General features: G+C 39.4%; 21 protein-coding genes. 13 read left to right on the top strand and 8 right to left on the bottom strand.

Annotated features, from left to right (window positions below; genetic code table 11):
* Positions 1–331 precede the first annotated feature (331 nt).
* The 7 genes from J8L97_RS18875 (at position 332) to J8L97_RS18845 (ending at position 7,093) form a co-directional block, all read left to right on the top strand.
* A complete protein-coding gene (locus J8L97_RS18875) occupies positions 332–1,117 on the top strand; it encodes a DUF2071 domain-containing protein (RefSeq protein WP_211052130.1) in 786 nt (261 codons plus the stop codon).
* Positions 1,118–1,243: 126 nt separating this feature from the next.
* Positions 1,244–1,630: a hypothetical protein gene (locus J8L97_RS18870; protein WP_211052128.1), complete on the top strand. Its 387-nt coding sequence runs from the start codon at positions 1,244–1,246 to the stop codon at positions 1,628–1,630.
* A gap of 438 nt (positions 1,631–2,068) precedes the next feature.
* Positions 2,069–2,488, top strand: coding sequence for a helix-turn-helix domain-containing protein (locus J8L97_RS18865; protein WP_211052126.1), 420 nt, complete (start codon positions 2,069–2,071; stop codon positions 2,486–2,488).
* Positions 2,489–2,558: 70 nt separating this feature from the next.
* Positions 2,559–2,966, top strand: a complete 408-nt coding sequence (locus tag J8L97_RS18860; RefSeq protein WP_192507186.1) for a VOC family protein — start codon at positions 2,559–2,561, stop codon at positions 2,964–2,966.
* Between the two features lie 734 nt (positions 2,967–3,700).
* Positions 3,701–5,101, top strand: a complete 1,401-nt coding sequence (locus J8L97_RS18855) for a lipopolysaccharide assembly protein LapB (protein ID WP_211052124.1) — start codon at positions 3,701–3,703, stop codon at positions 5,099–5,101.
* A complete protein-coding gene (locus J8L97_RS18850; RefSeq protein WP_211052122.1) occupies positions 5,098–5,760 on the top strand; it encodes a HAMP domain-containing sensor histidine kinase in 663 nt (220 codons plus the stop codon). Before J8L97_RS18855 ends, J8L97_RS18850 begins: the two co-directional genes overlap by 4 nt.
* Positions 5,761–6,142: 382 nt before the next feature.
* A complete protein-coding gene (locus J8L97_RS18845) occupies positions 6,143–7,093 on the top strand; it encodes an RDD family protein (RefSeq protein WP_247688737.1) in 951 nt (316 codons plus the stop codon).
* A 284-nt stretch (positions 7,094–7,377) separates the two neighbouring features.
* Here the strand turns inward: J8L97_RS18845 and J8L97_RS18840 are convergent, their stop codons facing one another.
* Positions 7,378–8,238 (bottom strand): hypothetical protein, encoded by an 861-nt coding sequence (locus J8L97_RS18840; RefSeq protein ID WP_211052121.1) that lies wholly within the window; start codon positions 8,236–8,238, stop codon positions 7,378–7,380.
* Positions 8,239–8,579: 341 nt separating this feature from the next.
* Here J8L97_RS18840 and J8L97_RS18835 point away from each other — a divergent pair, with 341 nt between their 5' ends.
* A complete protein-coding gene (locus J8L97_RS18835) occupies positions 8,580–9,413 on the top strand; it encodes a DUF6279 family lipoprotein (RefSeq protein WP_211052119.1) in 834 nt (277 codons plus the stop codon).
* A 463-nt stretch (positions 9,414–9,876) separates the two neighbouring features.
* On the opposite strand, the gene J8L97_RS18830 is transcribed toward J8L97_RS18835, so the two are convergent.
* Together J8L97_RS18830 and J8L97_RS18825 are read right to left on the bottom strand one after the other, a co-directional pair.
* Positions 9,877–10,098, bottom strand: a complete 222-nt coding sequence (locus J8L97_RS18830; protein WP_192507193.1) for a helix-turn-helix transcriptional regulator — start codon at positions 10,096–10,098, stop codon at positions 9,877–9,879.
* Complete coding sequence (locus J8L97_RS18825; protein WP_211052118.1) at positions 10,091–10,591, bottom strand: hypothetical protein; 501 nt, start codon at positions 10,589–10,591, stop codon at positions 10,091–10,093. Before J8L97_RS18825 ends, J8L97_RS18830 begins: the two co-directional genes overlap by 8 nt.
* A gap of 589 nt (positions 10,592–11,180) precedes the next feature.
* On the opposite strand from J8L97_RS18825, the gene J8L97_RS18820 reads away from it, so the two are divergent.
* Both J8L97_RS18820 and J8L97_RS18815 read left to right on the top strand, forming a co-directional pair.
* Positions 11,181–12,071: a PD40 domain-containing protein gene (locus J8L97_RS18820; RefSeq protein ID WP_211052116.1), complete on the top strand. Its 891-nt coding sequence runs from the start codon at positions 11,181–11,183 to the stop codon at positions 12,069–12,071.
* 165 nt (positions 12,072–12,236) lie between these two features.
* Positions 12,237–13,103 carry a hypothetical protein gene (locus J8L97_RS18815; RefSeq protein WP_210998525.1) on the top strand — a complete coding sequence of 289 codons (867 nt, stop codon included), beginning with the start codon at positions 12,237–12,239 and terminating at the stop codon, positions 13,101–13,103.
* Positions 13,104–13,289: 186 nt separating this feature from the next.
* Here the strand turns inward: J8L97_RS18815 and J8L97_RS18810 are convergent, their stop codons facing one another.
* The 3 genes from J8L97_RS18810 to J8L97_RS18800 form a co-directional block, all read right to left on the bottom strand.
* Positions 13,290–14,222, bottom strand: a complete 933-nt coding sequence (locus J8L97_RS18810) for an ADP-ribosyltransferase (protein WP_211052114.1) — start codon at positions 14,220–14,222, stop codon at positions 13,290–13,292.
* A gap of 14 nt (positions 14,223–14,236) precedes the next feature.
* Entirely contained in the window at positions 14,237–17,644 is a 3,408-nt protein-coding gene (locus J8L97_RS18805) for a hypothetical protein (RefSeq protein ID WP_211052112.1), read from the bottom strand.
* Between the two features lie 591 nt (positions 17,645–18,235).
* Positions 18,236–19,618 carry a M43 family zinc metalloprotease gene (locus J8L97_RS18800; protein ID WP_211052110.1) on the bottom strand — a complete coding sequence of 461 codons (1,383 nt, stop codon included), beginning with the start codon at positions 19,616–19,618 and terminating at the stop codon, positions 18,236–18,238.
* An 811-nt stretch (positions 19,619–20,429) separates the two neighbouring features.
* On the opposite strand from J8L97_RS18800, the gene J8L97_RS18795 reads away from it, so the two are divergent.
* Together J8L97_RS18795 and J8L97_RS18790 are read left to right on the top strand one after the other, a co-directional pair.
* On the top strand, positions 20,430–21,551 hold the full coding sequence (locus J8L97_RS18795) for an NAD(P)/FAD-dependent oxidoreductase (RefSeq protein WP_211052109.1): 1,122 nt from the start codon (positions 20,430–20,432) through the stop codon (positions 21,549–21,551).
* Positions 21,548–23,224 carry a nucleoside recognition domain-containing protein gene (locus J8L97_RS18790; protein WP_211052108.1) on the top strand — a complete coding sequence of 559 codons (1,677 nt, stop codon included), beginning with the start codon at positions 21,548–21,550 and terminating at the stop codon, positions 23,222–23,224. Before J8L97_RS18795 ends, J8L97_RS18790 begins: the two co-directional genes overlap by 4 nt.
* Before the next feature lie 89 nt (positions 23,225–23,313).
* Here the strand turns inward: J8L97_RS18790 and J8L97_RS18785 are convergent, their stop codons facing one another.
* The gene (locus tag J8L97_RS18785; protein WP_211052106.1) at positions 23,314–24,489 is read right to left on the bottom strand and encodes an aspartyl protease family protein; all 1,176 of its coding nucleotides are present in this window, start codon (positions 24,487–24,489) and stop codon (positions 23,314–23,316) included.
* A gap of 348 nt (positions 24,490–24,837) precedes the next feature.
* Positions 24,838–25,293 (bottom strand): hypothetical protein, encoded by a 456-nt coding sequence (locus J8L97_RS18780; RefSeq protein WP_211052104.1) that lies wholly within the window; start codon positions 25,291–25,293, stop codon positions 24,838–24,840.
* Between the two features lie 272 nt (positions 25,294–25,565).
* Here J8L97_RS18780 and J8L97_RS18775 point away from each other — a divergent pair.
* Positions 25,566–25,950: hypothetical protein (locus J8L97_RS18775; protein ID WP_211052102.1), on the top strand; the 385-nt coding region annotated here is incomplete at its 3' end.

The raw sequence follows: 25,950 nt of genomic DNA, 5'->3' as shown, positions 1-25,950 counted from the left end.
GATTCGCAGGAACACTATGCTTAAATGGATTTAGGCAGTAGAGCGAAGCAGGCTGCCAGAGCCGAGACATTCATCGATTAACCTCATCGTGGCACTATTCAAGGCGGCTGGTTTCATCATTGTGATCCAGTTAGTTTCAGGCTCAAGTCAGGTGTAAGCAACTTTGCATATTGTATTCATGCACGCGTGCTGAGCATCTTGAAAATCGAAGTGGAAAGCCACTAAACGATTGAATCAAAATAGGAACTCGGCTATGGTTGAGGCACCAATAAAAAAATAAGTTAAAACGAGTAATTCTACAGGCTCGTTATATTTCAAGGATGGCTCGGCGTTGGATTCATTAAAATTAAACGATTTTCTTCACCCAAGACCTTCTCCTAAATGGATTGATGTTCTCTGTAAATTACAACATTTTGCGATTATCACCTATGCAGTTGATTCTTCAAGGTTTGATGGGCTTTTTCCTGAGCGTTTTAAACTAGATACTTTAAAAATTAATGGTGAAGAAAAAGCTTTAATTTCCGTAGTTCCTTTTATCGATGTAGATTTTACATCTGCGGTTATGCCATTTCCTAAGTTCACAATGGGACAAACAAACTATCGAATTTATATTATCGATCAAGAAACAAATGAGAGATGCGTTTGGTTTCTTGGTACAACTTTAGATTCATGGACACTTGCAGTACCAAGACTTTGTTGGAACTTACCTTGGTATAGTGGTGAAGTTAAATTTGAATGTGAATATGATGAACCACAACAAAGATACCGTAAATACAAAATGACGACAGAAGCCACTTGGGCTCCAGCTAATGTTGAATTAACACAAACCAAAGACTCCAAAATTGAATTGTCAGGCTTCCCTGATACAGAAACGGGTCTAGTATACCTAACGCACCCTTTAGCTGGTTTTTATCATCGTCGAGATGGTAAATTAGGTACGTATAGGGTGTGGCACAAGCAATTAGAAGTATCTTCTGCAAACCTTAAGTTTGCTAGTTTTGGTTTACTATCTCGCTTAGGTTTAGTCACTCAAGAGGAACAACAAACCCCTCATAGTGTACTAATTGAACCGATTAATGAATTTACTATTTATTTACCGCCAAAAGTGGTGAAATAGAAATATATCAAGCAATTAAAGAGGAACTTTTTACAGTTTGCTCGGTTCCGCTTCGCTTCACATTTTAGCCAACTATTATTCACCGCTTAAGGCGGCGCTAAGTATTTTTCATGTTGAGGTGTCAAATTGAGCAACCCATTTCATTTATCATTTGTTGTTCCTGAGTTACGTTTATCAGAAGAGTTTTATGTCAACTTTCTCGGCTGTAAAAAAGGCAGGGATACAGGAAAATGGATAGATATTATCTTTTTCGGCCACCAATTAACTCTTCATCAAGAAACAGAAACTATGAAAGCTCAATCTATAGACCATTTTGGTGTCATTTTAGAAAAAGCAGAATGGTTGTCTATTATTCAAAAGGTTGAAGTTGATACTTTACCATTTGTTCTTCCACCTAACGAAAAAACCAATGATGATAATAGCGAATCAGGTAAATTTATTATCAATGATCCTGCAGGTAATTTAATAGAATTCAAATTTTATAAAAAGTCACCTTTAATTATTGTGTCATAAATACATAACAAGGATTTAAAGCAGTGCTGCTATTAGTTTACAGGGCTTTCGCTTCGCTATACATTTTAGAAAATTATTATCCTCCCCTGAATAGGCTATATGATCTCCTCGTTATCAAGCAATAACACTTTCTGCCTTAAAAGTTTGTCTCCCGCAACTATGAGTGGTGAACTTCTTATTGGAGTTCCCCTATAATTACATCTAAATGCATGTTGAAGTAAACGGTCGTTGGATAATGACTTTTTGCAAATCGACAACAGCACATGTTCTATTGAAGGGATTATCCTGTTCCCGTAAAATGAGTATTTGTATTTATTTTAACTTTATATTAATTTGACAGTATGAAACGGAGTGCTTGCTTAATTTTAACGCTAGAGAATGAAGAGAGTACCCAGCAAAAAAGTTGTTATATTTTATGTAGATTAATGAGTATATTTTATGGCTACAAACTATAAATTTGAAAGACTGAATGCAGGCAGAGATTATATTGCTGATAACTATGACGCTCCGCTTAGCTTATCTGGTATGGCAACATATTCATATATGTCCCCTTACCATTTTTTGCGTGTCTTCAAGAATACTTATGGAGAAACGCCTAACGAATTCTTGATTCGTCTTAGAGTCGAGCAAGCTAAGAGGATGCTTATTACTGAAAACTTTAGTGTCTCAGAAATTTGCGAGAAAGTGGGTTATACAAGCCTTGGTAGTTTTTCTTCATTATTTTTAAAACAAGTGGGTATGGCGCCTACGGTGTATCGTCGTAAGCTTTGGGCTTTGTCTGCAGAATCGTATCGCTTTCCATCACAGGCTATACCGGTATGTTATGCGTATAATTTTTTAGGGAAATCGACTAATTGAGCAATATTGGAGAAATATCATTGTGATTATTTCTATAGAATAAAGAGACATTAAAACAAGGAGTATTGAGATGATCACATCCATAGCACACACCACAATATATGTACTGAATCAGGATGAAGCACTTGATTTTTATAAAAATAAGCTCGGGTTCGAAGTCGGTGATGACATGAAAGTAGAGGGTGATTTCCGATGGCTAACGGTATATCCGAAATCTAATTCACAGCTTCAGTTGGTATTGGCAGAGCCAAAAGAGGGACCAATGTTCACTAAAGATTCAGCCGAAAAGATACGAAGTTTGATCGAAGAGGGCGCATTTGGGGCGGGTGTTTTCGAAACTGAAAATTGCCAAAAGACGTACGAAGAGCTTGTGGCTAAAGGAGTGGAGTTTATGCAGCCACCGACAGAGCAGCTTTATGGCGTGGAAGCTATGGGCATAGACAACTCTGGTAACTGGTTTAGTTTGGTTCAACGATAAAATACAACAAGTAAAGTCAGCTTGGTGCCGTTAACGGCATCTTGCTTTAGGCATAGGTATGGGCGCCTATTGTCAAATTTATGCACATAGCTTCAAGGCGTGTTGGTCACAAAACGTGAATGAACAAATTAATCAAAATGACGTCAAACGCTTTGCTTGCACTCACTTTTATAAGTAAATAAAAAGGGCAGATATAAAATACAGGGATCTTATGTGCGCGCCTTTATATTGTTTATTGGGTCAAATCATGGACCCTGAAACCAGTTCAGGGCGACGGAGGTTGAAACAAACTCAGGGCGGCAGGATTGAAACCAGCTCAGTGCGACTGAGATTGAAACCAGCTCAGTGCGACTGAGATTGAAACCAGTTCAGGGCGACTGAGATTGAAACCAGTTCAGGGCGACGGAGGTTGAAACCAGCTCAGTGCGACTGAGATTGAAACCAGCTCAGTGCGACGGAGGTTGAAACAAACTCAGGGCGGCAGGATTGAAACCAGCTCAGTGCGACGGAGGTGGCAAAGTTTGTATGCCGCCATACAGGCCGTGTCGATGATGAGTTGTAGTGGGGTGTTTTACTACGGTGAATACTTCGCCCACGTACTAAACTAAACTCTGTCAACGAGTTTCAATGTTGAGTGACCGAAACATAGTGTCGGTGGGAGGAATGAGCCGCGCCTTTATTTTGGGGGAAATCACACCGAGTTAGCTAGTAAAAACTTTATGTGAGCTTTTGCTATGCTTACAAAGGGTGAGGCTTATTCTATGGTGTTGGCTTTGTATAAAATATGGTGCTTCTTTATTGTATTTTTTTGTACTACTTGTGTTGCTTCTACGCCGTTTTCTGAACCGGAATTTAGCCAGATTAGTCAACATATCCACTATCTTAATGGCGACTCCCCACTTAAGGCGATAGCGGAAATCGAAAGAATAAAAAAGGAAGAAGGAAATAAGCTAACTCTGAGACAGCGTATCAGGTTGAAATACGCTAAAACATGGGCATTAGTTTTGGTTGACCGCCTTGAAGAGGCATTGAGAGAACTTGCACAGTGCAAAGTTTTGGATGCAGAATTAGAAGAGTCTTTATTGTTTTTTTATTACGGATTAACTGCCACTATTTTCAACCGAATAGAAATGTATGAACTTGCCCTTGAGCATTACCTCGATGGTTATCGAATTTCTATTGATAATGAACGAGATGTTGATATTAGATTAGCAGAGAACAATATTGGTACTGTTTATCTAGCTATGGGACATTTGCAGCAAGCTGAGCATTATTTTGATTTGTTTTATCAAGATGCACTTGAGCGAAAAGACGACCCGATGAGCAGTCTTGCGTTAACCAATTTAGGTAAAGCTGCTTTTGTAAGAGGAAATACTGAGCTAGCCTACAGACACTTTCAGGATGCGCTTGAAACACAAAAAGCCATCAACTTTAATTACTTTTCGTCAGAGTCACATTATTACCTAGGTAAAATATATCGACAACGCGGGCAAGTAAATAATGCGCTTACCCATTTGAACACCGCAATAAATATCGCCAAAGAGTCAGATAGCTTGTCTTACAGTATCGCGCCCATAATAGAAAAAGCACGTCTTCTGTTGGATCTAGAACGATATGAGCAAGCTCTGAAAGATGTTAAGCAATCAATTAGTATGGCGATTAAATTTAAGCGTCATAAATCGTTAGCTGAAGCCTATTTATTGCAAGCGTCAATTTATACACAGTTGCAGCAGTTTGATTTGGCGTTAAAGGCAACCAAACAATATGCTGATGTGAAAGTAACGCTTTCTGAATGGCAGTCTAAAGTGAGTGTTGCTTACTACCTTGCTGAAGTCGATGTAACCAGTAAAGAACTCGATATTGCTAATTTAACTAAAGAAAATGTCATTCGAGAGTTGAGCAATAAAGCCATAAAGCGTCAGTTTATACTTTTTGTTGTGGCCGCAGTGGTAATTGCTGGGTTATTGGTTTTCTTTCTTCATAGAATTCGTGGGAAAAATCAGTTACAGGCGAAAACACTCAAAAAACTTAAAGAAACTCAGCAGCAATTAATTGAAGCGGAAAAGCTCTCGGCATTGACAATCATAGTGTCTGGGATGGCACATCAACTGAATACCCCCTTGGTATTGTGGTGACTTCAACGTCTATAGTGACCGAACGTCTGCAATACATTAAATGTGCAATAAACGAGAAAAAGTTAACGCAAAAAATACTTTCTGACTTTATTGAACAATCTGCAGACGCATTAATCTTGGTAAGAAACAACAGTAGCAAGGCAGCAGGTTTAGTTGAGAAATTTAAATTAATTGCAACAACATTAACAGGGATGAAATCAACATCGATTGATTTACGTGCGTTTATTAATGATAAGCTTGCTGGACTATTAGGTAAATATAAGTGTGGAGTAACGACAAATATTGAGGGTGACACCGTGCACATCGAGGGGTACCCAGAATTATTATTAAATGCCTTGGATCAACTCGTTGATAATTCAGTTCATCACGGGTTTTCGCAAAGAAGTGACAACCAAATTAACATAACCATCGACGTAAAAGAGGGTTGGGTAACAATAACGTACGAAGATAACGGGGTAGGCATAGAAAATGATCAGTTAAGTCAAATATTCACGCCGTTTTATACCTCCGGTATTCAAGATGGTAACTTGGGGATTGGTCTGAATATTGTTTATAACTCAATTGCCGTGTTGATGGGAGGTGAAGTGTCTGCGCAACCTACAGTGCAAGGGGCTAAGTTTGTGATGGAGTTTAGCCAAGTTATAAAAGAGACTGAGTAGTTGGCTGTGGATTTTGCTACTAGATAGAAATACACGTATAGATTTATGGTATAGTTAGGCGAGTTTGCCATTGTTTATGCATGCATGTGAGTCATTAAGGTGACAAGATCAATCTATGCTTAAATTAATTTTTCTGCAACGCCTAATTACAATTTGATAGCACGGTGTGTACGCCGTGCTTTTTTATGTGCTGTGGATAGTCATATGTAGGTAGCGGGACAGAGCTTTAAATATAGGTGGGTGCAGGTTAGTGTGAGGGAACATATCGAGTTTTGTATTTATAATAGGGATGGCTTTCTATGCCGTTCTGGGTAAAGATTACCAGCACCTCATCGGTCAAGTGCATCATAGAGATTTTAAATAATGTAGTAAGGATTAAGTTTTGCAAGAAGTACAAGAAAAATGGGTTTGTGGTTTTTGGCGAAGAATCGGGGCCTTATTTATTGACACTCTGATTTTAGGCGTCTTGGGGTATGTTTTAGGGTTATTTCTGGAAGATACCTTTGTTCAGCTTGGTGGTTGGGGGAAGTTAATTGGTTTTACTATATCAATTATATATTTTGGCGTTATGAATAGCTCTTTTTCAAATGGCCAAACAATTGGTAAGAAAATATTAAACATCAAAGTCGTGGATTCATCTAGTTCAACCATTAGCCTACCTAAGTCTTTCTTGAGGTATAGCTTCCTCACAGTTCCATTTTCACTTAGTGGAGTACAGATCACGAACGAAGCATTGAGCCCATACTTAATGTACCCGTTATCATTTGTTATATTTGGTGGCTTATTTTCAATTTCTTACTTATATATTTTTAACCGTGTAACACGACAGTCATTACATGATCTTGCGGTAGGCAGTTATGTGGTAAACGTGGGAGTGAGTTCTAAAACATTGCCTTCAGTGTGGAGACCTCACTTAGCTGTAGTTGCAGGGTTATTCATCACCTCAGTCCTAGTACCAGTATTTACTTCTGACATAGCTAAATCGGAACCTTTCAAAGGTTTGTTAGTAACTCAGCAGGCAATAAACGACAACGAATTAGTAAAATATGCAGGAGTAACAGAAGGCTCAACTAGTTTTAACTCATCTGACTCAGGTAGCAAAACAACGACATATGTGAATACTCGGGCGTTCCTATATAAAAATAACGTTGATGATTCTGATGTCGCAAAACAATTGGCTCAGATCATAATTAAAAATTACCCAGAGTCATTAAATAAAGATTGGGTTCGAGTGACACTTATCTACGGTTATGATATTGGTATTACATCAAAGTGGAATAGTCACAATCACCAGTTTAACCCACAAGAATTAGCAGGTTCAGAGTCATTGTAATCTAACCTCACCAGAACATTTGACTCCCAGCCTCTACACTGAACTAGAGGCTGGAAGTTCACTGATGGAAAAGTTAAGAGTTGAAGGTAGTTTAGCGAAGTCATCGAGTCGCGTATCTCTTGTAGAAATAGCTGCCTATGTTATTACCACATGGGTGTGAAAGTAGATAAACATACAGCCCATGATTGGTCAGATAATGAAGTAACGATAAGTTACCCCCTTACTGCTTAAAGTAAACAGCCAGCTTAACTGGACACTTATTTTATCGAGTGAAGTTCACACGTTTATTCTGTCGCATTACAACCTTTACCAGGTTCATTGCTACATACAACATCGGTGATGGTGACTGTGCCTGTTGGAAGCGGGTTACCGTTTAGGGTTACGGCAACTCCTGATGCGAGCATGTGGTTGAGAATACGTTGCAATGCATCGCTTGCACCTCTGGCTCTGTAGCCGGTATAGTTATGTGATTCGTGTAAGCGGATCCCTTTATCTCGCCCTGAATCAATAATGGGCTCAAACATGACCGACACGTCACCATTTAAGTTTTTTATTATACCTTTAAACATAAAGGCATAAGTCGTACCATCGCTAGGAAAGTGCACATTAACCGCGAGGTTAACTGTAAGCGCTTGATTTACTATAGCGGTGCCTAAACTGACTGATGCAGACGTAATGGCACCGGCTATATTACCTGTAAAGTAGTCACTCAGTGCTGTTTTAATCGCTGCCTTTTGTGGTGCATACTTAGCAACTGTATGAGCCGTATTAATATCTGAATACGCCCCTAAAAATGGCCGTAAATGCTCGATGTTTACGCTACCTTGAGCTAAGTCTTCAATTGTATTTTTGGCGTTTCGAACATGTGTTACACCCGCTCTAATAGACTCTTTTACAGGAATAGCCCAATACATGACCAAGCCTTCTTCACGCTCAGTTTGATAAGCGCTCACTTTATTATTATGTATATCAATAACATGTACTTTACCACCATTGGGAGCATATTGAATTGCACGGTTTTGCATTTGTTGTTCAGAACATGCATTACAGACAGCAATCATATCACTGGCAAAACTAAACGAACTAAGAAGGGTGCTGCTTATAGCAAACGAGACGACAACGACAGTTGAAAATAATTTCTTCATGGTATTTCCTTATAAATTGAAGATTAAGTGGCACATCAGTGTGCACAAAATTAACTTTAGCTTGCTTTATGAGAGGGTCAAGTAGAAATTGACGCCGTTTTTAGCAAACTTAAATTGACGACCAAAGGGATGCCCTTTGAATTAAAGCTGTACTTTGTGCTTGTAGATTCATTGATTGGTTTTCTTATTCTGAGCATACTACTGAAGCGCTACAATGAAACTATTGTAGTCACAATGCTTTATTCATAAATATTTTGTAATACTTTTAAACACTTTTTTAATCTGTTTTTGCTAAGTAGGCGTATAAACTGAAGTCATAAAATGCTTCGAGTGGCTTAACAATGAGAAAAATAATTATATTACTTGCGTTATTAACAGTTGCGGGGTGTTCTACTAAATTCGCATACCGAAATGCAAGTTGGCTCACCTATTGGTATTTAGATGACTATATTTCATTGACGGATGATCAAGAAGCGCGTTTTGATGAACGTTTACAGCTTTGGTTAAGTTGGCACAAAGCCGAGGAACTTGATAAATATATTGCTCACTTTAATGAAATAAAAGCAGATGTTGAAGCCGATAACATGTCTGTGCAGCGCATAGAGTTTCACCAAAACAGATTGCGCGCGCATTGGTATCGAGTCAGAGATACATTAGCGCCTGATTTGGCTGCAATGGCACCCATGTTAACTCAAGAGCAAGTGAACACGCTTTTTTCTGAGTTGGCTGAATCAGAATTAAAGTCGATAAAAAAGCGTCAAAAGCGCTCGGTACAAAAACGTAAAAAACGGTGGCTGAATGACCAAGAAAATAATTTAGAACGTTGGTTAGGTAACCTCAATGACAGGCAAGAAGACTTGATAGTCGCATTGTACGACAAACAGCAGACGACTGCTGACTTGAGAGCTGAATACCGAACCAATTATCAAGCTCAACTCAAGGCCATATTGGCAAAGCCTAGTACAGATAAACAATTTGAAACTGGTTTGGTTAAGTTACTTAAAGAGCCTGAACAGTTTAGAAGTGCGGAGTTAGCGGAGCGCATTGCCCACAATAGACATCAACGTAATCAGTTTTTAGCTGAGGTTTATCAGAGTTTGTCTGAGAAGCAACGCCGTCATTTAATAAAAGAGTTAGAAGAACTGATTGATGACTTTACCTCATTAAAAAAATAACAAATACAGCAGCGGCTGAAACTTTAAAATAGCTGGCTATTTATCAGTTTATTTCATTTAACTACTGAGCAATGTTAACTAATAAATATAGTGAATAATTAGGTGGTAAAAAAGGTTTGGTTTGCTTTTAACTGTTGTCATGGAGAAAGTTCAAAAGCGCTAATTCTTTCTTTGCATCGTAATACTATGCAAAACAGAAGAAAGCGATGCGCAGCACAGCATACCTTGAAAAGGTATTGAATTCATAGCCTTTATTCATGCTCTTGCCCTGGGTAAAGCTACTAAGTATGTATTATCAATAAAACTAGCGACTGATGGCATTATGAATAACGAATATCTCATCTCCTACATTTTATGCTCTATTGAGGTAATCAATTGAGAGAGAAGTCATGTGTTCATAAGAGCAGCTGAGCTGCTTATATGATTATTTGCATATACAACCGTTTCAGAGCTTACAAAAACATTAGTCACTAGAGTGTTGATATTGAAATATCTCTTCTAGTGGTAACTTAAATACCGTCGCAATTTTAAATGCTACTTCAAGCGATGGTGAGTATTTATTGGCCTCAATCGCCATAACGGTTTGACGTGTTACGCCGATTTCCTGAGCCAGTTGCTTTTGCGTCATTTCATTATTTAAAAAGCGCAGAGTTCGAATTGAATTGGTAATAACGCCACTAGCCATAAATAGCTCCGGTTCGTCCTTTGTAGAGTTGTGTCGCGTAGTTGGTTATTTCCGCCAATAAAAAGGCGCAAACCATGATATGTAATGGCAAAAAAGGTATATTGTATTCTATAGACGGTCCAAACCCTTGCGCATGCGCTTGATATTGAAAGATTGCAATGCATATTCCTGTTTGTAATATATACGTGGTGTATTTATATCCAACTAAGCTTATTTGTTTTTCGCGCACATCAAGTGGTTGTTCAAGCTCATCATCGCTGATGAAGGCCAGTACGATATAACTGATCACCATGAGTACAATACTGTAAATAATTACTTGCAGTAACAGCTCAGATAGCCAAACCGGTGATGCAAGTTGTTCTGAGCTAGCTGAAAACACGTTTTTTAGATAGAAATAGCCAATGTAAGTACTGACCAATAAGTCAATACTCAATGTCAGTTCTCTAAAACTGATACTTTGCAAAAATTCTTTTAAAGCGGCTGATCTAGTCATGTATTTTATACCTGAAGTTAAAAATATTTAACATAGGTATAGCCTAGATTACTTGATATGTTGATGTCAAATATTTTTTACCTTAAGTTAAGTTCTATATACTTCCTGTGATATTTAGGCTGTCATGTTCAGTCAAACTAAGCCCTTTAATCAATAAATAATAGCGCTACTTGAAACGAACTGCGGCACATATTTTTGGTATAAAAGTGAGCGTGTTTTAGCTTAAAGCTGAGTGGTTTTTAGGCTCAATACCGTAACTTTATCTAGGAATAAGGTGGTTCAATAGTGTGTTTTTAAAGTGTATAGAACCTGCGAAATTTAAACTATGTTGCTCAGTATAGTTGAATAGGTACTCAGAATATTAAAATTAAAATTTTTATAACAAGGACTTATGTGTAATTTCTTCGTGGCGAAAAGTTTTATTTGGTGTTGACTAAGTGAAATCATCTAAAAGTCATTAGGACGTCAAGTGTTTTGATATGGACCGGCGTAATTTGAGCATCGATGCAATCATATTGAGTATGATATTAACAAAAGTCATTTCAAGATGGTCGCTAAAATACACTGGTTTCAAGTTAGGGGAAGCATTATGAAACGTATTGGCATATTCGCTATTTTATTACCTTCAATTATGGCAGTGAGTAGCCCTAGTCATGGTAAAGACACACCACTGGACTTAAAAGAGCGCTATTTTGGTGAGTCGCCACCGGGTTTGGTCCCAAAACTCTTTGACCCTAAAGTTGTATCACCACAAGGGCGATTCGAAGGCGGGACGTTTACACCTGATATGACTGAGTTTTATTTCACTCGCAAAAATGGGAAATATAAAAAGCGCACCTTTTTTGTTACCCAATATATAAACAATCGCTGGGGGCCTGAAGTTGAAACCGATATCAGATGGCCAAAATTCTCTGCTGATGGCAATCTCTTATATGGTGGGAGGGAATACAGAGAACGGACAGACACGGGGTGGTCGGCTGCTAAAAAGCAAGGTGTGTTCTTAAAAAATCAAGCTCATGGCATCTCACTGTCACCTAGCGGGACCTACTATTTTGCTTTTTTCAAAAAAGAAGACAAAGGACATGGCAATCTGGGTTATTCACGCCTAATCGATGGGAAATATAACTCCCCCGTAAAATTGGGCGCAGAGATAAATACGGGAGAATGGATTGCACACCCTTATATCGCACCGGACGAATCTTACCTGATGTGGGATGTAGTGAGAAAGGATGGCTATGGCCAAGCAGACATCTACATCAGCTTTAAACACGAAGACGGGTCTTGGTTACCAGCAATGAATATGGGCCCTCAAATCAATACTAAGCTACAAGAAAGCTCACCACGCGTGACTCATGATGGAAAGTATTTATTTTTCTCTAGAGGAGAGTGGCAAACTCGAAAAGACGGCAGTACCAATTGGGTTGGAAAAAGTTACTGGGTAGATGCCCAAGTGATTGAGCGTTTAAGGCCTAAACCGTAGTTTATATAGCAACCTCGGCAACATCAAAATTAAAAATAATGATCCCGTTATAGTTACTGTTTAAAGCTATCAGTTAATTATTGCGGCGAGTATAAAACGCTGAAGCTTAATACGGCCGTTATTTAGAAATTAGAGAATTTACTGGTTACAAATTAAAGGTACATTATGAAACATAGTTATATTTCATCGGTGTTATTGGTTTCTGCCATTGTGGTGAGTAGTCATAGTTACAGTAAGAATAATGCCCCTGTTAGAGAAAACATCTATCTTGGGCAAAAGCCTCCAGGTTTGACGCCTAAAATTTTTGCTCCGAACCTGATAAAAAAGGGCTTCAGAGCAGCCGCTGCTGCATTTTCTCCTGATTTAAAAGAGTTTTACTTTCGAAGAAGAGGAGGAGAGTATAAAAAGAATACATTGGTTTTCATTCAGTATAAAGATGATCAGTGGGTGGAGTCTGTTTTACCGCCCCGAGCTGGACAACCATTTATTTCTACAGATGGTCAAGTTTTACATTTGGGGAAAACGTACAGAGAGCGAGTTGGGTCTGGTTGGTCTGAAGTGAAAAGCTTAGGGGCTCCTTTTGATGATATGCCTATCATGCGTCTGACGGCGTCATCTAAAGGCACGTTTTATTTCGATGAGGCAACTGAAATAGGGAATATCCGCTATTCTCGGCTGGTCGATGGCAAACGAACGTTACCTCAATCTGTGAGTAAAGAAATAAATACCGGTAAATGGACAGCACATCCATTCATTGCTTCAGATGAGTCGTATATTATTTGGGACAGTGAAAGAGAAGAAGGCTATGGTGATAATGATTTATATGTTTCTTTCAAACAATCAGATGGTACCTGGGGCGCTGCGATAAACTTAGGAGATAAGATAAATTCAAAACATCAAGATTCGTATGGTAGTGTGACACCTGATGGCAAATATTTTTTCTTTCACCGTTCGTATGGATCTCGCGGTGAGAAAGCAGATATTTATTGGGTCGATGCCAAAGTTATAGAATCGCTGCGATTACAACAATAATCCAAAGATACTCGAAATGTAAAATTTGGCTTTTCAATTTGTGTTGCTAATCAACCCAAATTATCAATGGTGAGATTTCGGTATGGAAGACTACGCATGCTTTCATTGACTAACATAATCTGGATGTAACTGAAGTCAGGTTTTAATGCGCAGCTGGGTAAGTTATCCAGCTGCGACTTTACTTGATTATTCTACACAGCTCGGCGCATTTATTAATTCACCACTGTGGCTTGCCAGTGCACCTTCCATAATTTCAGGGTTAGACTCTATTTCAGAGACTTTTACATATGTGACATTACGCTCTTTAGCGATACCGCCGGAGGTCATGGTTTTTCTAAATTGTGAATAGCCGTCAATTTTAAATGCCGTGTTTCTTGGAAACAGTACTTCAAATTGATTTTTAGCAACGCCACCAGAGGTGAAGTTGGTTGGTAAAAACCGACCGTTTTGGCCTTCTATTTCGTAAAAAACAAGATCATCGGCATTCCCATAAAATTGTTCAGCTTGAGGTGCATTCATAAAGTTTAGATTGCTAGAGGTGGATTGATAGGCTTTGTCTGCCACCACGTCACCGACCTTAACTTCGCCACTGGCGAGTTTATTGCCAATACCGAAATCTTGCGTATAACGATAGCTTGTACCCGTATATTTAGGTAAATGTTGTAGCCCTGTATCTAAGTTATTCATAAACATCTGTGTGTTAGCAAGATCAGCCGCTACACCATTGGGGCCGGTAGGGACCCCCGTACGGGCATAGTTGTTAATGGCTGTAAAGTCTTGCGTATACTTGGCAATCGCTGATTTAGATTGAGCAATGAGGCGACCAAAAAGTCTACTCGCTTCTGGGAATGAGTTTTCATACTCCGCGAGGGTGGTCACCGCTGCACCTGAGTCTTCATAAGCGAAAACATCATTAATATAAGCCGTATTTGCGGTGCTTTTTTCAACATTCGCCGTGGTATTTGCAAAGCGTTCAAACAGCGCTGTTTTTGCTTCTTCACTTAAATCTGACGCATACGTAAACGACTTACCATCAATGATATGGGTTTGTGTGTCTAGGGCATAGATACTCGCTGAATAAATTATGAACGTTGATACTGCAAGTAGTGTTTTAATCATGGTTATTCTCCGGTTTAAATAGGGCAAAAGGCGGCAAAATTGATCTCTTGTGTGGCTTCACTACCGACAAGAGAGCTTTCTAAACTTGCACTTTCTTGTTCCAAAGTGGCAATGCCTTCCTCAGTAAAAGAGCTCATTGACATTCCTTCTTCTTCAAGCGCTGCACTGAGTGTACTGACTAAATCCATGGCGCGAATTTCTTCTGCAACAGGCAGTAGAATCATTAACCAGTCGGCAAATTGGCCAAAATAACCTTTGCTGCCTTTTTGAGTAATAAAATCGCTAATTGCTTGTTGACGAATGTGCGCTACCTTATTTAAATCAGCTTGTAGTTGCGGATAGAAACAATTCTTGACGAGCTCATAATCAAATTCGCTGGCAGTACATGCCGAGGCAAGTTGCCCATCAACATGGTCAAGTAACTCGTTTTTATACGCGTTTCGCACATAGTGCGCTGCTCTAACAAGTGGATCATAAGCGTTCATTGCACCTGGTAAATACGCTTGTTGATACTGAGCAATAGCACGCTGAGCTGCTGCATATAACTTATCGCCGTTATGACCGTTGAGTTTGTAAAACGCCACGGTTTGCTCTAGTGCGGCGTCTTTGGCTTCTAGAAACTCGCGATATGTGGTACCACTGGCTCTACTACTGTAGCTATAGACATCTAATCCCACAGCAGAGAAAGCCCACATTGCAGGGACTTCAGCACGGTGGAAAAGTCGCCAGTTTTGTTCATTTTTCCAATCGTAATCTGGGTTTTTAACGGTTGGTATTGGAAAATTGCCAGCACCATACTGGCGCGCCGCGATGTCGTTAAAGCGTGTGAATTGCAAAATATGTTTAGCGCTATCGGATACTCTACCAAACCCAGAATAAGCCAAGAAGGGACCGCTAAAGTAGCTATCAATGATGTCACGCGTGAGTACATTAGCAAGCGTTATGCCACCTGAATGCGTATCAACAGACATGTTTATATAGGGGGTAATTGTTTTTAAGTAAATGGTTCTACCTAGGTTTTCTTGCTTTGTTAGGTTAGCCATACTGTCATTGTTAACTCGATGTGCTTTTAGTTTTTTCAAGTATGCACCAACCGCATTAATCCATAAATTTCCGCGACTTTTAGGGTGACCGCCAAGCTGTTGCGTGGCTTGCTTGGTATTAAATTGCAACCCTTGAAACATCTTTACAAACTGTGGGTAGTAAAGGTACATTGTTTTTTGTTCATGCGTGAGGTTTTGATTGAAATGCGTAAATAGCCCCTTTGCAGTCGCTTGTAAATTGCCTTTAAAGCTATCAATGTTGGTGCCTTGTAGGGTTGGCTTCGTGTTGATGTTAAAGCGTGAGTCTTCAAACCAATTAGCGACTTTGTCTGCATCGGTGTCTTCTTTGAACGAGACTTCAGCAACATTTAATATAGTCTGTGTGGTTGTGAGGTTTTCGTGAGGCTCATCAATGCGCAAATTTTGCGTATAGTGTAAGTTACGAATATCAACACTTCCAGTAAAGTGTTTACTGCCCGCATGCAAGCCGATGGGTTGAGATAAAAATTCATACACCGTATCAGCACTTAGATTATGCATGACAGATAGAGCATAATCAGGGTTTGCTTTACCGTATGCGCTATCTGCGTCGTTTGCTGATAAATACAAACCAAATGCAAAGGTATCAGATACATCGTCAGTGACCCTTTTGGTCCCTATGACCGCTGAATGCCAAGTACAATCACCAACAAGGGTCTGATTTGCGCCTGAGTTCATAGTACTCAGGTCGCTGGTATCAATCAGTTTAGCGCTGGTATTTACCCCAACGTGCAGCGCAACGCCTTGTGCTTTATTGGCACCTAGTAGGCCATATGATTCAGGATCAAGGGCGGTTACATCGGTTTGTTTGTAGGCTGCAATGATGTCTCTTTGATTAAGACTTAATGCTAAACCGACTTCAGTTTTGACTGTATTGTGTGCAGGACAGATACGATAATCAAATTCAAAGCCAAATTCGGCGTGTTCTAAAGGCGGTAAAAAAAGGCTGCTGGTTGTCGGCGCATCATCTGAGGTGATTAATAATGAAAATTCACTGGGGTTTTGCTTGTTATTACGAGTGTTCGATGGACTATTGTGGTCAGAATTTGAGGTGAAAATTGCGTCAATGCCTTCATAACGAACATTGCGAATCGTATAGCTATTACTTTGCTGTGGCAGACCAGCTTGGCTGCCCGCGAAAAAGGTGACAGGGTGCGAGTATATATTCGCAACTTGTTCATCAGTGAGTTGCACTTTGTCTAAAATACTGTGCTTGCCTATGCTGAGTGAAAGTGCGTTGTTGGTATTAATGTGCAGAGTGACTTCTTGAAATTGGCAATTGGTGTATTGCAGATCAGTATCAACATAGTTACGGATATCGACGCTTGGGTTATGCCCCCATACACCTATCATACGGCCGAAGGTATCTCTGAAGAAAATCTCAATACCATTTGCACTGTCACTGTGAACAGGGCCAATGGTTGATTGAGGCTTAATTTCGAGGCTTTTCGGCGTAGTTGCACCAAGACGTATGCCAAATGATGACATTTGCATAGAGGAAACGCCCGGTTTGCCATCGGCATTACAGCTTTTATATTCAAAAGCGAGTGTCGCTCCTGATTGGTTCGGCGCCAGATGACGCTCAAAAGATAAAATACTCAGTGTATCTTTGTTTTGCTCATTAATAAGCTGATATTCCCCATACCCATCTTTGTTGCTGTATTTTGGGTATCCCTCTAGCGTACTGGCCATGTAAATTCGAGCGTTAGACAGGGAGATGTCAGGAGTTATAATCTCACCTTCAACAGGGGCACCATCGGTAACATCGACGGCTGAAGTATATAAATGAAATTGACGTTCACCTGTGTTCGCCACACTAATAGCACGGCCTGACGCGGTAACGTAATGCCCATTTTCAGCCTGCATTTCAATTAAGTCACTGCCTTTAGAAGAGACTGTAAATGTTGACCAAGCATCGGGTGTCCAACCAGGTGTAATTGAGACGTACTGTTTATCTTGGTAATACCGTTTCAAATAACGGCCTGCATATTGAGATGCGGTATCTTGATGTACCCTCAGATTGAGGGTACCACTTTGTGCATCCACTATTTCTACGTTGAATTTACACCAAGGGTTGTAAAAACCTCGCAAGTTTGAGGGAAGGCCACTGTAATCGGGTACTGCAATCGTGACTAACCCGTTGCTCTCACGTCCAAGACACACAAAATCACTTGGTTGCGCATTTTTTGGTTTAAGTACAATGGTATCACCAGTTTGTAATGACAAGCCCGATGATAAAATAAGCTCATCAGCTTGTGTATATTGGCTGACAGCACCTAAGCTAAGCAATAGTAAGCTTTGTGCAGACAGTATAAATTGACATGGTTTTTTGTGTTTCATTCTAACCTCTATTTGGAAACAAAAGCCGCTCAAACGTTGTTCATTGCATACTAGAATGAATATATGGCTTTTCTTTAAGTGTTTAATAAATAACCTAAATTCTGGATAAGCGAATTTGCCCAATAAAGCTATTTTTCTCACTCTCGGCGTTGCTTTCATTTGTAATAGCCTGCTATTACTGCATAAAAGCGCCTTGATATTGAATAAAATATCATCATTGGGTTGTACGTAAGCTTGTTTTCAAAACATTTTCTATTCCAAAACTCTTATCCAAACCGGAGGTTAAATAAAATGTGTTCTCTGAATGTTTCTCTTTGCAGCAAACAGTAATAATCGTGTTTTACAAAGCGCATGCACAGTGAAGTAAATACTTCACTGTGTGGTTTGGCTTTAACTTTGAAAGTCACGCTTGGCGATGACGCTTACGCTTAAAAGCACGAGCCAACCGAACAACTCAATGCTGAGTCGGCGTCATACATGACATATATGCATATAAGGACCAAAAGTAAGGCTCCGTAGAACAAGTGATCGTCATTCTTAATTTTCATTTCAATACCTAATGTTCAGTGATAAGTGGAAACGCGATGTGGGTTAAAGCGCTAATGAGTTATCGTATAAAGACTTGAGGTTGCCTTGAGTGAGCGTATCTCTCATGCGCTGTATTTGGCTTTGCGTGAATGTTTTTCTGTGCTCATCTGAAGCACTCTCGCGCATAAAATTAAAGTACAATTGTTCATTTGCACAGGTGTCACGGAAACTGGTCGGCATATCACAAGGCGGAGTAATTGGACTATCAACAACAAAACCATGCAATCCTAGGAAGTGACCTACTTCATGGGTTAATACTGTTTTGGGCGTAGCGTGTAACGGTGTTTTTTGCTCTATCGTGGGGTTGTGTTTTTCAGGTTTTGCTTTTTGGGTATTGAATATGCTGCTGTCGATGATAATGCCCGTTTTTTCATCAGAGCCAGCTTGCGTTTTGATAGTTTTACTTAGTTTAAAACCAGTTTCAGTATCAAGGTCGCCTACCCAGACATTAACGTAACGGGATGTATCCCACACTGGTTTGTTGTTACTGAACGGCTCAGTTGTCGTCGAGTGAGCGACACGATTGATACCTGAAGTTACTTCACCTGAGGGCGTTTTAGATGCTAAGTAGAATTGAATGCCACTGTCTTTCATGCTGTGTGATAGCTTTTTTGCGCCAAATGTTGAAATTGCCTGACTCGCGCTTTGTGCTCTAAAATTTCTATTCAACCGAACAAGTTGGGCGCGGATTTGAGAATCAGTAATAACGGTGGTTGCACTGTCTAATGCGTGTACAACAATGGGTAGCTTAATGACTTCTAGTAATGCGTCGGGTGCTTGAAATTGAGACTCAAATTTCGCAGTAATATGGCACGGAGCTGTGGCATTTTTTACTATCCAAGCATTTTTGTTTGTTCTTGTTACGCCACACCCAGAGAGGCTTCCGATATGATGACCCGAGCGAGCTTGAGAATTGAATGTAAAGGCGCTGCCTGCTGCGATTGATTCAGGTAAACCAATAAGTTCGCCTAACCCAGTTACTGTGCTAGTAATTGCGACTTTATTGACTATTTTTTTGTCTAAAATGGTAATGGTACAATCTTGGTTTGTACCATTAAGTGTAATTGCGTTTTTTTGAGCGCTTAATTTAGCATTACATCCTGATACTTGCTCAACCTTAAACCCAGCCATGACCTTGATTGCAAAGGAACCATCTTGCTCTTTAGTAAGCATTAAGCTCGAGGGCGTTGCGTTTAAAGCGAGTGGATTGTATTTGAGAGAGATAGTTGACTTTGATGCGAGCGAGCTATCGGTTTGTGGCAGTTGTTTAGTGATCCCTTTATTTTCTGGGGTAGCAGAGGCAACCGTGTTTTCAGAGCTGCCGGAGCATCCACCCAGTAAGCTTACGAGGGCCAAGCTTGCCAATGAGAAGTGTAATTGAGTCATGTTTTTTCTCTTTTTATTAAATAAGTGAGTTTAAAAATGTTTGCGCTCAAGCGCTTTTAACACAATGAGCGTGTTGTTTGCTTTTCGTGCTAAATATGAATTGCGATGAACTTATCACTGATTAAAAAAACATGTTCTTTCTTGTTCTTAGTAATTATTTGAATATATTTTAAGTTTAATTTTTTCTTATTAGGTTTCTGAAAAATAAGCTTATATTTTTTAATTTTTAACCGTATAACGGGGACATTGAAAATGTACTAAATACAACAACAGAATAAGTCAAAGAGATTACCTATAACGTGTTATTTAATTAGTTTACAAATTTAACATTTTATCGTTGTATATTATTTTGTTATTTCTATCTGGTATGAGCTCTTAGTTAATGTTTTACAGCAGTAGGAATGGCAGTACATCGAGAAGGGGCACTATAAAATTCATTCAAAATGGATGTATTCGGCATCATCTATAAAGCATTGAGGTTACTTTGACTCATAAGTACATATACTGCATTTTTTACAACTATTTTGACTGTAATGAGGTGTAAGGACTGAGTTATTCAGCACTTTAGGCATCAATAGGTTGATTAATGTTGAGGTACTCTGGGTGATAGTTATTTAGTGGTTTTTCCTTCTTTTTAGTGTGTTTTGTTCACCTACGTTATTGTCGTTAGTGGAGTTGCGTCACTGATATAGAAGCTTTTCGATACATTTTATACGCTTATTTGACCTTGTATCTTAAAAGAGATGAATTCTCATTCTTATCAGTATATATTGTTATGTTATAACGTTTGTTTTTTTAGGAGAAGATCACTATGATAAAAACTGAAGTTGTCATTGTTGGTGCTGGCCCTGCAGGCTTAGGCTGCGCGGCGTTACTTAAGCAAATGGGCATAGAGGAGGGGGAGTTAATTGTTTTAGAGCTGGGGGAAATAGGGGAAACTTTCTTAAAGTGGCCTGAAAGTATGCGCTTCATTACGCCTTCTTTTCCTTCTAATGGATACCATCAAACTGATTTGAACGCCATTACACCTGACACATCACCCGCCTTTAGTACCGGTAAAGAGCACCTAAATGGTAAAGAGTACGCGCAATATTTAAATTTGGTTACTCAGCACTACGACATTAAAGTTAATACACAAACACGTTTGAAGTCCGTTGTAAATTTAACCGATGAAGAGGGGTTTTTACTGGAAACTGACTCACTCAGTATCCGTTGTAATTTCATTATTTGGGCTGGTGGTGAGTTTCATACACCGAACGTAAATGCATTTAGTGGAGCGTCATTATGTATACATAATAGTGAGATACAACGATGGAATGAGAAGGAGCAGGGAGCATACATCGTCATTGGTGGATATGAGAGTGGGGTTGATGCAGCATACAACTTAGCGAATGAGGGGAATAAAGTAACGGTATTGGATTTTATAGGTAATAATTCAGATTCATACGACCCAAGTATGGTTTTGTCACCTTATACGGCAGAGCGTTTAGCTAATTTAAGCTCCTTGGATCAGGTTGAGCTAGATGAGGAGTTTAACGTTGCCTCGGTACAAAAAAAAGCTGAACAGTATGTGGTTACTTCCACCTGCGGTAAAGTGCTAACCTCCCGTTTTCCACCTATCAATTGCACTGGATTTGATATTAATTTAGGGCCTGTTGCAGAGCTTTTTGATTATCAGGCAAATGGGTATCCATTAGTTAATAAATTTGATGAATCAAGTAAAGTGCGAAACTTGTTTTTAGCGGGGTCACGTTTGTATCACGATCCCACGCTGTTATGTTTCATCTATAAATTTAGAGGCCGATTTTTTGCACCATGTAGTGTTATTGGCGAAGAACTGGCTTTAGATATGAGTATATTTCGACATTACAAAAAAGCGGGGATGATACTAAATGATCTAAATTGTTGTGTGGAACAGGAGTGCTTCTGTTGAAGACCCAACGGATTGAAGTTGAAACCTATTATCCGGAAAAAAAACTAGACAGTAATTGGTTATTGATAGGTAAAGAGAGTGTTGGAAAAACCGCATTTATAGAGAGCTTAGTCGGTAAAAAGTCGACCAGCAGTAATTTACAAGGAAGTTCTTTATTCTGCCAAAGTTATGATTGGAACGCGCAAACGATAATAGATACGCCAGGCATTCAAACCCGTATGGACAGTGTTATAACCTCTCAAGTATTAAAAAGATTACATACCAGCAAGCAAGTTATTTTGATGGTAAAATCAACTGATTTACTGAGTGACCTAACCGACCTATGGCCGTTAATACAGGGTCGGGTTGGTATCATTGTTGTTACTTACTGGGATAAAGTGAGGCACCGCCCCGATGTATGCCAAGAAATAGCACGGTTAAAATCGGTCACGCAGCTTCAGTGGATCACAGTAGATAATCGTCGTGTTTTGCCTGATCAATTACTCGAACTTGCAACGGCACTAAAAGGGGCTAATAAGTTTCCGAATCAACCACCTCATTTAACGGCAAATTGGTCAGTCATACCAAGAAGGGCATTTTTTGAATTACCATTGATAGGGCCGTTACTGTGTTTCATGCTACTTGTTCTTCCCGCTTGGGTGTCTGTGGTGAATGCAAATGCATTGGCCGATTGGCTTTACCCCTTCGTTGAAAGTGGTGCTAATTGGCTAAAAACACGCACAGGTACTTTACCGGATGTACTTAATCATATGTTGCTGGGGGACTATGGCGTTGTGTCGATGCTGCCTTTTCTTTTATTATATGCACTACCAACGGTATTGGTTTTTTCTGCCATTATTGCTTTGTATAAAACAACTGGGCTGGTTGATAGACTCTCGTTTAGTTTAGACCCATTTATGCAGAAGCTCGGGCTAAGTGGACGAGATCTTGTACGAGTGATTATGGGATTTGGGTGCAATGTGCCCGCAATTATTCAAACTCGTCATTGTTCATGTTGTACTCGGGGAACATGTGTCTCAGCAATCTCTTTTGGATCGGCATGTTCTTATCAACTTCCAGCAACAATCGCGGTATTTTCAGCAGCAGGTAAACCGTATTTAGTTTTACCTTATTTGGCGGTACTTGCAGCAACCACTTGCCTATATTTATTACTGACGACATCGAAAAGTCAGCGCAGAGCAGCCGTATCAGCGAACTTATTAAATCGAGGGTTTTTACAACCCCCTAATTTGCAGTTTGCGATATCTGAAATGCTCGGTGTTATAAAAGAATTCTTTACTACCGCTTTTCCGTTATTTATTGGTATTTGTTTAGCCGCAGGGTTTTTATCTTGGTTGGGTTTTTTCGGATTTCTAACAGAGGTTATTGCGCCACTGATGGCGTTGGTTAATTTACCTGAAGGTGCGGCAATTGCTGTGATTTTAGGGGCAGTCCGAAAAGATGGTTTGGCCATTGGTTTAATTGATAGTGCATCACAAAGCTTAAAAGTGTTTGGGATGTCGGATGTTCAGCTATTGTCTGCGGTTTACCTTGCTGGCGTGATGTTGCCGTGCATTGTATCTTTGCTGACGATTGTTCGAGAAATGCGTTGGCATTTCGCGATAAAAATGGCGCTGCGTCAAATGACATGCGCTATTGCTTTTACCGCAGTACTGAGCTGGGGGTGGGGATAGGAATAGCTAATCGAACTTACCTAGACAAGTCATATATTGCATCTGGTATGACTTGTCTAAATATTCCTGCGATCATTTATTAATTAAATTTACGGTATCGAATACCCAGTAATGTGACGACTTGTAAGATTGACACATTGCTTTTGTTTTATACACACCATATATGCTGCTGGCGTTGCGCTATAAGTCAGCCATTGATCTTTTGAAATCTGTTTTGTAGCCACTTTATTTAAGTGAGTAATAACATCACCTACTTTTATCCCCGCATATTGCCCAGGTAAATTAGGCATAACGTAGCGTACCAAAAATTCACCCGAGAGTAACTTTCGTACTTCTAACCCCATTAGGTTATAACGTGACGTGATAGGGCGATTATCTAAGGGAGTTAAATATAACGTTTCAGTGAAGTAATCAACAGTTGTAATGAACTGATTAAATATGCCATTACCAATGACCCAATAGTCTTCCTCATCTACATGTTCAATTAAATTTGTTCTGACGTTTGGCAAAGTCAACGTACCAAAACTCACGCTAGGGAGTGTAACGCGTTGATGCTCGGCTTTTCCGCTGAGACCGATATCTGCTCCAGTTACTTGGGCGTTGGGAAGTGTTAAATCGTTATTGATAGGGTATTGTGCACTGAGTTTGAAATAATGCCGGCTTCCAGTATCAATAATGACGTCATTTTTAGCGATATGACCCTGACCAAAGTCAATTCTTCCCTCCACGTATAGTTTACTCATGAAAATATCGAACGGGAGAGAATATGTATTTTTAGTTGCAATTGTAGGGCTGTTTGATACGGTCACTTGCTTCGCTTCTTTGTTAAATGTCCAAGCAAAATGACGCATTAAATCATGACCAATAACGCCATCAAAAATTAGCTCATCCTCACGTTGAAAATAATGAGTCTTGCTTGCTTTGATAAATGCGCCTTGAAAACCCTGAACTTCGATATCGCCAAACCTTAAAGAGCGCATAGTCGTTTGATAACTTTTGCTATCTTCTTGGTCACCCCAGCCGCTTAATTCTAAATCGTAGCCTCTTGGTAAGTTCAAACTGCGAACTTTTGGCGTATCAAACAGCACTGTAAATGAAGCGCCTGTGTCTACCATAAACTTGAAATTATCAACGCCATTGATACTGCCGTAAACATACGTTTTTTCGCCAATATAATCAGTTTTGATATTAATCTGGTTCAATTGTGCGTGCCAGGTTGGCACTACATCATCATTTGCGCTGTGTAACTTTAAAATGTTGATCACACTGCAGCCATTGAGTGAAATAAATAGTAAAGTTATTATGACCAGTCTTTGATAATTGGTTATCACATTTATACCCCTAGAATACGTCGAGTACACAATGTTAGGGAGTAAGGTGTGAAGAGAATGTGAAAGCATAACAGTGCAGCATTTCAAAGGTATACTCTCTCTAATGCTCCAGCGCTGCGATTACTGTGGTTGACCAGTAGGGTGATAGACTTTGCATTTATGTTTAAGGAGGGAGTATTGAAATGATTGTGATTGACAAAAAAGATCCGCAAAATGTCAGCGGATCAACTTTTTATAACGATTGAAATCGTTGCGCAAATACGTTATTTATATATTTCTTACTTAGTACGCTGGCTCACATACACGAACACGACGAGTTTCAGTTTTTACTGTATGGGTATCAACATCGCCTCTTACATTCTTACCTTCACGCCACCAATACTCGCACTGCTCACCGTTTACTGGGTAATAGCTTTCCCATGTATGTGACATCCATCGCGTTCCGCAGCTAGGCATGCTTCCTTCTTGCGTAAATGTTCTTTTTATTCTTAGGTCTTTCTCTAAAGACACTTTACGCCAGTACTTAGTCGGGCAATTACGGCTTGGGTTACTATTAAAGTGAAAGTACGGTAAACCATAGTACTCAAAAGCAACTTCGTACTCACATTCAACCGTATGTACTTGTACTTGCTGGTTTTCGTACCAACAGATCTCGGGTGCGCGATCTTCTGGTGCAGCTAAAGCGCCGGTTGAAAGTAGGACTGTAGCAAGACTCATTGCGAGTGTGTTTTTTAACATGATCATTCCTTTTTTTATTTAAGTTAATTGAACAAAAATAATACTAAAGGGTCTTTGTGTTATTAATATTTTATAAATAATACAGCTGTGTTACGGTTTGATTTTAGGGACTGTGAGATTTATTGAAAGCTACCCGGATGCTTTCTTGATTTGGTACTTACTTTTACGTCATTCAATATAAAAACGACTTTTCTTCGATAATCTGTTTGCTTTACGTGCAGTACTTGATTCCTTTATCTAAACTTTAAAATAATTATGAGAAAGGATTCACCATGGATATAAAAAACTTTTCTGACGAACTTAAACTTCTTGTAGTCGACAAATTATTATTTGGCGGCTTGGTATTCGCATGCGTATTTTTGGTCCAATCAGAGTATGAACAATTTAACAATGAACGGGCTTTTAAAATTGAAGTTACGAAAATCACTTGGGCTTTAACAGATACAAGTATTTCAAAGCTTAATACTTGTTCAGAGCAATTGGCTGCCACTATTTTACATGTTTATCAAGGGGCAACACTAAGTTCAATTGATAGAAACAAAGCATACGAAAATATAATGTGCATTGAATTACAAAGTGAGGCGTTAGCTTCTCACTTAGATACAAACATTAATGGTGAAGAAACGGAACTGATTTCAGGGCTTCAAATTACGAGCT

This window comes from Pseudoalteromonas sp. MMG012 (assembly GCF_018100875.1).
Taxonomy (GTDB): domain Bacteria; phylum Pseudomonadota; class Gammaproteobacteria; order Enterobacterales; family Alteromonadaceae; genus Pseudoalteromonas; species Pseudoalteromonas aurantia.
This window is presented reverse-complemented; position numbering and strand designations above follow the sequence as displayed.

Coding starts and splice junctions, on each gene's coding strand:
- J8L97_RS18865 (WP_211052126.1), top strand. CDS start 2,069: ATGGCTACAAACTATAAATTTGAAAGACTGAATGCAGGCAGAGATTAT.
- J8L97_RS18860 (WP_192507186.1), top strand. CDS start 2,559: ATGATCACATCCATAGCACACACCACAATATATGTACTGAATCAGGAT.
- J8L97_RS18855 (WP_211052124.1), top strand. CDS start 3,701: ATGCTTACAAAGGGTGAGGCTTATTCTATGGTGTTGGCTTTGTATAAA.
- J8L97_RS18840 (WP_211052121.1), bottom strand. CDS start 8,238: ATGAAGAAATTATTTTCAACTGTCGTTGTCGTCTCGTTTGCTATAAGC.
- J8L97_RS18835 (WP_211052119.1), top strand. CDS start 8,580: ATGAGAAAAATAATTATATTACTTGCGTTATTAACAGTTGCGGGGTGT.
- J8L97_RS18830 (WP_192507193.1), bottom strand. CDS start 10,098: ATGGCTAGTGGCGTTATTACCAATTCAATTCGAACTCTGCGCTTTTTA.
- J8L97_RS18825 (WP_211052118.1), bottom strand. CDS start 10,591: ATGACTAGATCAGCCGCTTTAAAAGAATTTTTGCAAAGTATCAGTTTT.
- J8L97_RS18820 (WP_211052116.1), top strand. CDS start 11,181: ATGAAACGTATTGGCATATTCGCTATTTTATTACCTTCAATTATGGCA.
- J8L97_RS18815 (WP_210998525.1), top strand. CDS start 12,237: ATGAAACATAGTTATATTTCATCGGTGTTATTGGTTTCTGCCATTGTG.
- J8L97_RS18810 (WP_211052114.1), bottom strand. CDS start 14,222: ATGATTAAAACACTACTTGCAGTATCAACGTTCATAATTTATTCAGCG.
- J8L97_RS18805 (WP_211052112.1), bottom strand. CDS start 17,644: ATGAAACACAAAAAACCATGTCAATTTATACTGTCTGCACAAAGCTTA.
- J8L97_RS18800 (WP_211052110.1), bottom strand. CDS start 19,618: ATGACTCAATTACACTTCTCATTGGCAAGCTTGGCCCTCGTAAGCTTA.
- J8L97_RS18795 (WP_211052109.1), top strand. CDS start 20,430: ATGATAAAAACTGAAGTTGTCATTGTTGGTGCTGGCCCTGCAGGCTTA.
- J8L97_RS18780 (WP_211052104.1), bottom strand. CDS start 25,293: ATGTTAAAAAACACACTCGCAATGAGTCTTGCTACAGTCCTACTTTCA.